The 9,796-nt window shown below is 47.4% G+C and carries 9 protein-coding genes; 4 read left to right on the top strand and 5 right to left on the bottom strand.

Going from position 1 to position 9,796, the window contains the following annotated elements:
* Positions 1-379: 379 nt before the first annotated feature.
* The 5 genes from ACR2PX_RS22665 to ACR2PX_RS22645 all read right to left on the bottom strand — a co-directional run bounded on the left by ACR2PX_RS22665 (position 380) and on the right by ACR2PX_RS22645 (position 5,806).
* Positions 380-1,513, bottom strand: coding sequence for a hypothetical protein (locus ACR2PX_RS22665; RefSeq protein WP_434001625.1), 1,134 nt, complete (start codon positions 1,511-1,513; stop codon positions 380-382).
* Positions 1,514-2,224: 711 nt separating this feature from the next.
* Positions 2,225-2,581, bottom strand: coding sequence for a hypothetical protein (locus ACR2PX_RS22660; protein ID WP_434001624.1), 357 nt, complete (start codon positions 2,579-2,581; stop codon positions 2,225-2,227).
* Positions 2,582-2,789: 208 nt separating this feature from the next.
* Complete coding sequence (locus tag ACR2PX_RS22655) at positions 2,790-4,715, bottom strand: DNA topoisomerase III (RefSeq protein ID WP_434001623.1); 1,926 nt, start codon at positions 4,713-4,715, stop codon at positions 2,790-2,792.
* A 19-nt stretch (positions 4,716-4,734) separates the two neighbouring features.
* On the bottom strand, positions 4,735-5,088 hold the full coding sequence (locus ACR2PX_RS22650; protein ID WP_434001622.1) for a hypothetical protein: 354 nt from the start codon (positions 5,086-5,088) through the stop codon (positions 4,735-4,737).
* A 64-nt stretch (positions 5,089-5,152) separates the two neighbouring features.
* Positions 5,153-5,806: a GNAT family N-acetyltransferase gene (locus ACR2PX_RS22645; protein ID WP_434001621.1), complete on the bottom strand. Its 654-nt coding sequence runs from the start codon at positions 5,804-5,806 to the stop codon at positions 5,153-5,155.
* A gap of 239 nt (positions 5,807-6,045) precedes the next feature.
* Here ACR2PX_RS22645 and ACR2PX_RS22640 point away from each other — a divergent pair, with 239 nt between their 5' ends.
* The 4 genes from ACR2PX_RS22640 (at position 6,046) to ACR2PX_RS22625 (ending at position 9,692) form a co-directional block, all read left to right on the top strand.
* On the top strand, positions 6,046-6,906 hold the full coding sequence (locus ACR2PX_RS22640; RefSeq protein WP_434001620.1) for a hypothetical protein: 861 nt from the start codon (positions 6,046-6,048) through the stop codon (positions 6,904-6,906).
* Positions 6,890-8,338, top strand: coding sequence for a dGTPase (gene dgt / locus ACR2PX_RS22635; protein WP_434001619.1), 1,449 nt, complete (start codon positions 6,890-6,892; stop codon positions 8,336-8,338). The genes ACR2PX_RS22640 and dgt overlap by 17 nt, the downstream gene beginning before the upstream one ends.
* A 67-nt stretch (positions 8,339-8,405) precedes the next feature.
* Positions 8,406-9,272, top strand: a complete 867-nt coding sequence (locus ACR2PX_RS22630) for an aldo/keto reductase family protein (RefSeq protein WP_434001618.1) — start codon at positions 8,406-8,408, stop codon at positions 9,270-9,272.
* A 108-nt stretch (positions 9,273-9,380) separates the two neighbouring features.
* Positions 9,381-9,692: a hypothetical protein gene (locus tag ACR2PX_RS22625; protein WP_434001617.1), complete on the top strand. Its 312-nt coding sequence runs from the start codon at positions 9,381-9,383 to the stop codon at positions 9,690-9,692.
* Positions 9,693-9,796: the final 104 nt, after the last annotated feature.

Genomic DNA, 9,796 nt, shown 5'->3' with positions numbered 1-9,796 from the left:
GCCAGCACCCCGCCCGACAAATAGATGAACTGATTCCGCGGAATTGGAAAGAGCGCTTTGGAAAAAATCCGTTAAAAGCACCTCTGGACAAGTAGGGGGAGTCTGGGCTCTGTTTGACCGCTTACGTGGTGTGGGAGGAGCGGAGCCGTGAGGCTTCGCCCTATCCCGATTAAGTACTCGGCCAAATGGAATCGAATATTTCTGGCTTATTGATCAGGTACTGGACAATACCCAAAGGGCATAAAGGCGCAACGACGGGAGCATAGCGAGCTATGTGACCAGAGTTGCAACGCCGACCAGTGCCTGAGCAATGAGTCAGAAATATTCGATTTCATGTGGTTGGGTACTTATGCAGCCTCATACAATAAATTAAATCTCATTAAAATGACGATGGGATATCTTTAATATGTTCCCAAATGTCATTTCCATAAGCGTAACCACTGGCGCTTCTAAACAAAGATAAAAATGTCGAATACGCACATAAAGTAGTAGGGTGTATAGGCAATCTCTTTAAGTGCTTATAACATTCACTCTTATCTAAGAAAAGGTAATCACTTCCTCTTCCTAGATAATTATTTTTTAATCCTGGAGCATAAAAATGAGTATTGTAGTCAAGAACATTCGTCAGATTGAAGAATTCTAGATCAGATTGATGCTGACTCAATATATCTGTAAACTCTTTCATCATTTTTTGACTAAACAGGTTTGCATAAACTGGTATTATGGGAAGGTCTGATAATGATTTTTTAACTGCTGAAAGTCGTGATGGAGAGGAGAATGGATGAAAATCACCTGTTGATTTCTTTTGCTTTGTACACTTTAAAAGAAATCTTTCTTGAATATGTTGATTTGATATAAATCTATCACAAATAGATAGATTTAAATATAATTCATCCATTATATCAGCTGTTTTAATTTGCTCAATTCTTTCCATGACCACATTAAGTAAGAATGGATCATTATCAAGTATGATAATTAAATCACAAATCTTATCCAATTCAGGTAAGCATGTTAATATGGAGCTTTCACCAATAAGTAAAGCAACACGCAAATTATTAGTATCTAACGGCACTTTATCCCTTAATGCTAGTAAAGTACGTTGATAGTCAACAGGACTTTTTGCATAGGGATGAGAAATCCCATCTTTTTCAGTGCCTTCCTCAGGGTACTCATTAGAAATAAAGTAATGGTCTGGGCAGCCAATAGAACCTGCTCTTCTATCATAGTCTACAGGGTTAAAAACAGGTACAGGAAAGTGTTCTAGCAAACTAGCCTCTAACTGTAAGATTCTTTGGCTCTTATCATTCAGTTGAGGGACTGCTCCTATACTCCTTGAATGTAAGCTGAAAGCGCTCTCTTGCTGTGTACTACATCGATCTGAGTTGATGCTTTTATTTTCAACAAAATTAGCTTCTAGGGCCTTTATAGTGCCTTCTGATTTTGTCTCATTTGATTTCTCAAGGCTAATAGATGAAAATATTGATTCAGGTGTTCTTGATACCGCTGCGTCCATACTCTTATATCCTTAAAATTTTTTATTCAATTATTTGATATAATTTAAAAAGAAAAGTTCCCTTAACCTAGATTATTTGGATTTTCTTTACACCCAGCAAACCTCAAGTGCAGCTGCATAACGAGTTAGGATAAACGAATTAGGATAGATTACGCCCAGCCGCAATCTTATCCGGTTGTTGCACAAGCCCGGTTGATTTCTGCTGAGGGTGGTCTAATGAAGTTTTCTTTTCTGGCGGGACTCGAATCAGCGAGTTTTTGCTGAACTCACTTTATTCAGGGCGAAAGACACCTAACCACTGCATGACAGTCGTCAAATGTCTTGTAACTCTGTCTGGTTGAACTGACTACTCCCCCTGCTGGTGAATGGCGGTGTTTATCTCTGCATTACTGCTTCAGGTCGGTTTTAGGAAACTGAACCCTATGTGCTTCATCTTTTCACCGCACTGTTTACATTTAAATCGTAGACGGATAAAGCCAGTGTTGACATAGCCCTTCAGAATGAACTGCTGACTGTTAATACGTATCGAAGGGAGAGTAAGCTGGCAGCATGAAGCATTCCTGAATCAGATCTTGATCATTCTATGACCCGGATCTGGCCACAGAGTTCGATTTCCATCGAAAATCATTCATTGATTCAGATTCATGCTGCCGGGCAGGCAGGTTCTTTAGCGTTTAATCGCTCTTCTCTAACCAGTAAAAGCTTGTGATTTCAACGCTCGTGCTTGTCAGACTCTGAAGCTTTGACTTCAGCATCTTCAGGTAAACTGTCATCGGTTTCAGGCTGATCCACTGAACAACTCCAACCCCAGCCTTCCTGCTTTTTCACAAACTCAGTAGCCTTTTCTTCACAATAACCTTCGGTATAACTGGCGTTCCAAAGTGTTTCTTCCTGACCATCTTTGGTATAGCGAACTTCACAGGGCACACTGGACTCGCGCTGGAGGTAAATGACGTCGATCTTGCGTTCTTGATTAGCGTGGGTGCAGGTGTAAGAGTAATTGTCCGATGCGGATGCCAGTCCGGTCATACCCAGCCCAACCAGAATGGCCAGAGAAGCTTTATACATGGGGGGATTGATCCTGTTCGAAGTGATATTCATCCACTGCCATAAGCGTTGGCAGACTAGGCTTTACGCGTCTGGCTGTATGGAATCAGAAAAATTCGATAAACACTCTACCACAGCCTCTGTAAGAAACCGAAGATTCTTGGAGTAAACCTGCGGCTAACAGGAATAAACCTGTGGACTGATTCACTTTTCAGCCCTCTTTCTCCTGTCAGGTAGTTCGTCGTGTGTTTTTTCTGCGCCGGGTTTTCTTTTTGAACCGGGATGCCGATACCGGAGGCAACCCCTGGACATTGATGGTGCCGGACTGCCCTGCTTCCTGTAACAGTTGAGCCAGTTGTTGTTCCAGCTGATCCATAAAGGTCTGGTAAGAACCTTGTTTCTCCACTATCTGATTGAGAGAGGCTTCCCAGCGGGCGGTCATGTCCGGTCGGCTCACGGGCTCTGGCAAAGCCTTTATCAGCGCTTTCCCTGTTTCTGTAGCATGAATACTTTTACCCTGGCGGGCCAGGTATTTCCGGCTGAACAATAATTCGATAATACCAGCCCGGGTGGCTTCTGTACCCAAGCCATCGGTTTCCTTCAGTACCTTCCTGATCTCGGTATCCTTCACGTATCGGGCAATGCCTGTCATAGCTGACAACAGGGTGGCATCGTTAAAGGGCTTGGGTGGCTGCGTCTGTTTTTCTGCTAACTCGGCTTCTTTGCATAACAGAGTCTGCCCCTGCTGCAACTCCGGCAGCCTTTGACTGTCTTCTTTGTCCGGAGAGGATGGTTTGCGAGGGAAAAGAGCTTTCCAGCCCTCCTCCTGCACTTCCCGGCTACTGGCTGTGAACAGTCCACCTTCAATGATGACACTGACTTTTCGGGCTAGAAACCGATGATCCGGATAGAACTGCGCGACATATTGTCGGGCAATCAGGCTATACAATTTGCGCTCACGATCACCCATTTTATAAATATCAGCCCTTCGGGTGGTCGGGATAATGGCGTGGTGTGCACCTACCTTGCTGTCATTCCAGGCTTTGCTTTTACGATCAGGTAGTGCGCCATCCACAGCTTGGGTCAGGTTTTCATCATTGCTTCGGATGGCCCCCAGTACTTCAGGCGCTTCTCTGAAATGTTCCACTGGCAGGTAGCGACAATCCGATCGGGGATAGGTCACCAGCTTTTGCTCATACAGTTTCTGACAGACATCCAGCACCTCCTTTGCACTCATCCTGAGCTGTTTGGCTGCATCAATCTGCAGGGCAGAAAGTGAATAAGGCAAAGGCGGAGACTCTTTGCCCGGCTTCTTATCCAGTTTACTGACCTCGCCCTGCTTGCCCTGTATTCTGCCCACTACATTGTCTGCCAGACGTCGATCCAGTACACGACCTTCGTCATCCATCCAGGGTTGGCAAGCCTCACTGGGCTGCCACCGGGCTTTGAAGCTCTCTCCCTGATCGGTCACCAGCAGAGCAAATACTTCGAAATAAGGTTTGGGCTGGAAGTTGGCAATCTCTTCATCTCGGCGCACTACAAGACCCAGAATCGGTGTTTGAACCCGACCGACCGAGAGTAACCCGCCATAACCTGCTTTTTTTCCAAGGACGGTATAGGCACGGGTTAAATTGATACCATAGAGCCAGTCGGCACGAGAGCGCGCCAGGGCCGACACTGAAAGAGGAACAAAATCGGAATTACTCTGCATCCGGTCAATGGCTTTCTTGACCGCTGAACTGTTCAGGTCATTCACCAGAAGACGACGGACGCTTTTCTTACGGGTCTGGGACAGTTTCAGATAGTCCAGAACTTCATCCACCAGCAGTTGCCCTTCCCTGTCCGGGTCTCCCGCATGAACAATGACATCAGCTGTCTTCAACAGCTTGCGAATGACCGATAACTGGGAGCGGGTGTTTTTACGTGGCTGCAATTGCCACTGCTGGGGAACAATAGGTAAATGCTCAAAACGCCATTGCTTGTAAGCTGGATCATAATTCTCAGGCTCAACCTGCTCCAGCAGATGGCCTATACACCAGGTCACAACATCGCCCGATGCGGTCTCAATATATCCATCTTGTCGTTTATGAGGCCGGGGCAGCACATCGGCTATTGCCCTGCCCAGACTGGGTTTTTCAGCAATGATTAATCGCATTCTGTCAACAAATTTTCTATCAGATCGATGGTGGGGGATCGTCCCATCTCTCTATGATAAGTTTCTTTCTAATCGTGTCATAGAGCAGATGAACAGAATAGCCTGCCATGGAGACCACAAACCGGATCGATTTTGTCGGACCTTCCCGCCATTGATAAATGCCTGTCAGCCAACAAAACATTCCGGTAATAAAAACACCGGCCGCGAGCTTATCCATGGCCATCAGCGGTAGTACTGCGCTCACCAACTGACCTGACCACTCCATTCCTCCGATAACATACCAGACTGTATAAAAAGTGAATAAAGCGGCTCCTGCCACCAGCACCTTGATGGCCTGAAGTTCGACACCACAGGACTGAACAAGTGAAGGCATCTCAGGTTGATTCAAGAGCTCATCAACGCATAAAAATGACTCGCCCTCAATGCATTCAGCTGTATCAGTCTGAGAGATCATCACTATTTTCTGGCCCTGTGATGAAGTATCCGCCCGAGAGGGCTCCATCAGGATGACGCACAGAAGACAAAGTACGACTCTGGCCAGGAGTCCAGTTCCGCCCCAGCTTATTAAACAAATGTTTCCAGACACGGTTGTCTTCCTCATTTTCCACCACTGGTAGAAAACCATAGTCCAGATAAAGCTTAATGCCTTTCATACTTCGTGGCTGGGTAGTCAGCCAATAGTCTTCATGAAGCTGTTGCAGTTTCGATAGAGTAGCTTCCAGTAAAGGGCGTATCAAACCTTTGCCCTGATACTTGTCCATTAAAGCAACAAAGTGCAAACGACCCAGTTGCTTCTGCTCTTGATGAAACCAGGCTGTCGCTGTGCCAATAGCCTCATTTTCATCATTACAAAGGTAAAATACCCGGTCTCTAACCGTCTGCTCATTAGCCTTTTCAAACTCAAGATCATAACGCTGTAATGAAGCCTCATACGTTGAAAACTCTCCTGCTCTATAAGCAACCTGCACCCACTGCCGACGAAATTCAGTGCCCGCCTGACGAATATAAAACCCCTCAGTCAACTCAGACTCTCCCAGTCCAGTGAACCTGTTCGTCACCATATTCAAGCGATAGTTTGCTTTTACTGTCATGTTGTTTCTCAAACGGCTGTTGATTGAAAAGCATCTAACCCGGATATTTCATAAACATGCTCCCGTTCTCACTTGCCCTTTGCCGCTCTAAGGGAGTTTTACTCAGTCGACCGTACTCCCCGGTACGGCACTCCTTCGCAAAATCCCTTAGAGCGACAAATGCCTGCGCGAGATTCGGGGCAGTTTATGAAATATCCGGGCTATAATCTACTGGGTTTAATTCTTTTGGCCACAACCTTATGCATTTTCGAGCCCGCTGGCTTTTGGCAGCGATAGTCATCTGCTGTGCTGGTGTCAGTGCAGAACCCTTATCGCCTCTTTTCCCGCAGACACGCACTACCTGCCTGGGTACCCAATACTCTGTTCGTCCAGCCTGGGATGAAATCATCGATAACCTGGTTGTCAGACTGAGAAAGCAGATTCAGCAGGGTCGCTCAAACAAAAAACGCATTGTCTATATCAGCCTTCCTCTGAACTCTCATAATGGCGGTGTCCGGGCCTTTAATAAGTTTCTTGGAAGTGAGATGAAGCAGGCTCTCCTGAATAGATACCCTCAGTCAGAGTTAGAAATTATTCTTCCCGGTCAGATAGAAACTGAGCTGCTTCCTTTCAACGGAGAATCCGCCAGTGGTGGAGAATATCTCTACATGTGGACACAAGTTCTCATGGGCGAAAATTGCCAGGGCACCATCGACTGGATTTACTACATGGATCACCGGGACGTGGTATCTCTGTTGAAGCTCTCTCCTGATGCACCCCGTAATGATCTGTCTAACTACCTGGATGAGCTGGCTCACGACTCCCCTGCTGTATACGGAGACATTGCCAGAGATAATGACAAAAGAGCCGCGTTCCTGAATTATTACCTTCACCACTACTCCCCTGATAGCAGCAAGGGAATGCGAGACGAATGGAATATGGTGCAGTGGGTTTCAGGCTGTTATTCCAGCAAACCCCGAATCCAGCAACATATCAACGGCCGCTGGACAAGAGACTCTCAACCTCTGCTTGATTGTGGCTACCAGCTGCTTGAAAACCACTGCAAACCTCACCTTCAAACGGTTCCTGCCGACTATGATCAGCATGAACTATCTTACTAAGCTCACCTGCGCTCGCCCCAGAGTCAGTTCTGCTGACCCAAACCGGGACCTGCTGACCGAAACAGAAAGCAACCGGGGACGGATCATACAGTCAGCGGCCATTCGCCGACTTCAGCAAAAGACCCAGGTGTATCCCCTGGAAACCAATGCCGCTGTTCGCAGTCGTCTCACTCACTCCCTGGAAGTGCAACAGACGGGACGCTTTCTGGCGCAAACTATTCTTCAACGCCTGTCCGAAGCCGGTCAATTGCAGTCACTGGGGTTGAATAACCAAGAGACGGCTTTTATCAATCTGGTGGAAATGGCCTGCCTGATGCATGACATAGGCAACCCTCCCTTTGGTCATTTTGGTGAAGCCGCCATCAGCCGCTGGATGCAGGATAAAGCCCGGCCCTGTTATGAGAAAGCGTTCAGGGGACAGAAAATCCGGTCCACTCTACTGGAATCGACCCTGTTGCCAGACTTGTTCACCTATGAAGGCAATGCTCAGGCGTTAAGGGTTATTCATCACCTTCAGGACTTGAATCTGACCTATTCCCAGATGGGTGCGTTGATGAAATACACCCGTACACCCTACGAGCCAAGACCCGACGAAGGTTCACCCGACGCCTATCGCAAGAAGAAGCCGGGTTATTATTTTTCGGAAGCCAACCTCGTCAGCGATATCTGGCAACATCTGTCGATCAATGATGGCTGTCGATTCCCTCTGGTGTACATCATGGAGGCCGCCGACGACATTTCTTACTGCATTGCCGATCTGGAAGACGCGGTCGACAAGGGAATTCTCTCTTTTCGCGATCTTCGCTTCAGGCTCTACGAAGTCTGGGAAGAGTTCACTGAACATAACGACTATCTGCCCAACATTATGGCGTCGGCGATACAAAGGGCCGGTAACAACAAGCAGGAGTTTATTGTCCGTCTGCGCACCCGGCTGGTGAGAGATCTGGTGGATTATGCGGCGAAACGCTATCTGCAACAGCACCAGGCGGTCTTTGATGGCACACTGGACGAACCTTTGATTGATGGTCAGTCCGATCAGCACCTTGCCCTTGATACCCTGAAAACCGTAGCGATCCGCCATGTCTTTAGCAGCATGGAAAAAGAAACCCCGGAACTCAGGGGATACTCGGCTCTGATGGGACTGATGGATATTTTCCAGCCCTTGCTGGAATTAACCCGTGAAGAATTTACCGGCATCAGTGAAAAAGATTCCAGCAGACACTTTATCGAGCAACGTCTTTACCATCGACTGTCCGGTAAGCATAAAATGGCTTATCACCTGGCGGTGCAATCATTGTCCGACAGTGATTACACCCGTGAAGAACAGGACGACCTGGAGTGGTATTACCGGGCGAGATTACTGATTGATTACGTCAGCGGCATGACAGACCACTTTGTGTTGACCGAGTTTCAAAGCCTGTCTGCTATCTGACTCGAAATATTCATGTTCAGGCTCTATATATAAAAATAGAGGGACATAGACCCAGAGGTGAAAAACCATGAGCCAGCTCAATACAGCCCGATCGTCCAGGGACATCAACGGTGTTCGGGTCCCCTGCTTTATATACGGTACAGCGTGGAAAGAAGAAGCCACCCAGGGACTGGTAGAGAATGCCCTCAACCAGGGTTTCACAGGAATAGATACGGCTAATCAGCGCAAACATTATTTTGAAGCCGGTGTGGGCCATGGCTTGCAGAAAATCTACCAGCAGGGAAAATCAAGCCGCGAACAACTCTTCCTGCAGTCCAAGTTTACCTATCAGGGAGGTCAGGATGATCGACTCCCCTATAACCCTTCTGCCAGCCTGACCGAACAAGTCTTTCAATCTTTCCAGTCGACCCTCGAGCATCTTGAAACCGACTATCTGGATGCCTACCTGATGCACGCTCCTTCGCACAGGGAAGGCACCTCGGAGGAAGACCTGGAAGTCTGGATGGCAATGGAAAAACTGTATCGGGAAGGTCGCATCAAGCTGCTAGGTGTAGCCAACTTTTCTGCACTTCAGCTGGAAGGGTTGACGCACCATGCAGCCATTCGTCCAAGAATTGTCCAGAACCGTTGCTTTGCCTCAATGGGCTGGGACCAAGAAGTAAGGGACACCTGTCAGCGACACGATATTGTTTACCAGGGCTTTTCTTTACTCACTGCCAACCAGGTCATACTGACCCACCCTCAGTTTCAGGCCATCGTCAGCCGAACCGGTTTGACTGCAGCACAAGTTATTTTCCAGGCTGCTCACAAGATGGACATGTTCACACTCACCGGCACCTCAAAATCTGATCATATGAACCAGGATCTTCATTGCGACAAAGTGGCTTTGACGGATGAAGAGGTTAATACGATTGAGCATTTGTCTATTCAGTAACTGCATCGGCTGATAAGGATGTAACAAACGTTCCCATCACAAATGCTTGCAGCCTGCCTGTACCCGTCTACTTTATTTCAGACATCCATTAATCTCTAAGGATCTCTGGTGCTCTCCAGAAGTCGGGCATTCTTTGTTTTCTGTTTAGCTCTATTCGTGGAGCATATGGCTCTGGCCAACGCTTCTTTCACAGACCTGGACAAACTTTATAACAACACTTCGCCCTCATGGTGGCCAGAATACCAAACAATACAAACCGACCTCGAAGACCTGAGAGTTCAGGATGCCAGGCTTGGTTTGGAGAGCCTGCTGAAACGATACTCAGAAGATGAATCGGCTTTCACGCTTCTGGTTTTGCGTTACCTCTGGCTGACAGACACCGACGGCTGCAGCTTTCTGGTAACTGCTCAGAATTCGTAGGGAGTCAACACACAGGCATCAAAACTTTGTGTATTCGAGTCGGGCATAATCTCAACCCATGAAGCCGTCCAAAACCTCAGCACTTGAAACAGAAGTCAGCGAAC

Source organism: Endozoicomonas sp., from assembly GCF_051008435.1.
GTDB lineage: Bacteria > Pseudomonadota > Gammaproteobacteria > Pseudomonadales > Endozoicomonadaceae > Endozoicomonas_A.
This window is presented reverse-complemented; position numbering and strand designations above follow the sequence as displayed.

What these genes read in the sequence shown, in the direction of transcription:
- ACR2PX_RS22665 (WP_434001625.1), bottom strand. Translation starts at nt 1,513, where the DNA reads ATGGACGCAGCGGTATCAAGAACACCTGAATCAATATTTTCATCTATT.
- ACR2PX_RS22655 (WP_434001623.1), bottom strand. Translation starts at nt 4,715, where the DNA reads ATGCGATTAATCATTGCTGAAAAACCCAGTCTGGGCAGGGCAATAGCC.
- ACR2PX_RS22630 (WP_434001618.1), top strand. Translation starts at nt 8,406, where the DNA reads ATGAGCCAGCTCAATACAGCCCGATCGTCCAGGGACATCAACGGTGTT.
- ACR2PX_RS22645 (WP_434001621.1), bottom strand. Translation starts at nt 5,806, where the DNA reads ATGACAGTAAAAGCAAACTATCGCTTGAATATGGTGACGAACAGGTTC.
- dgt (WP_434001619.1), top strand. Translation starts at nt 6,890, where the DNA reads ATGAACTATCTTACTAAGCTCACCTGCGCTCGCCCCAGAGTCAGTTCT.
- ACR2PX_RS22640 (WP_434001620.1), top strand. Translation starts at nt 6,046, where the DNA reads ATGCATTTTCGAGCCCGCTGGCTTTTGGCAGCGATAGTCATCTGCTGT.
- ACR2PX_RS22650 (WP_434001622.1), bottom strand. Translation starts at nt 5,088, where the DNA reads ATGCCTTCACTTGTTCAGTCCTGTGGTGTCGAACTTCAGGCCATCAAG.
- ACR2PX_RS22660 (WP_434001624.1), bottom strand. Translation starts at nt 2,581, where the DNA reads ATGTATAAAGCTTCTCTGGCCATTCTGGTTGGGCTGGGTATGACCGGA.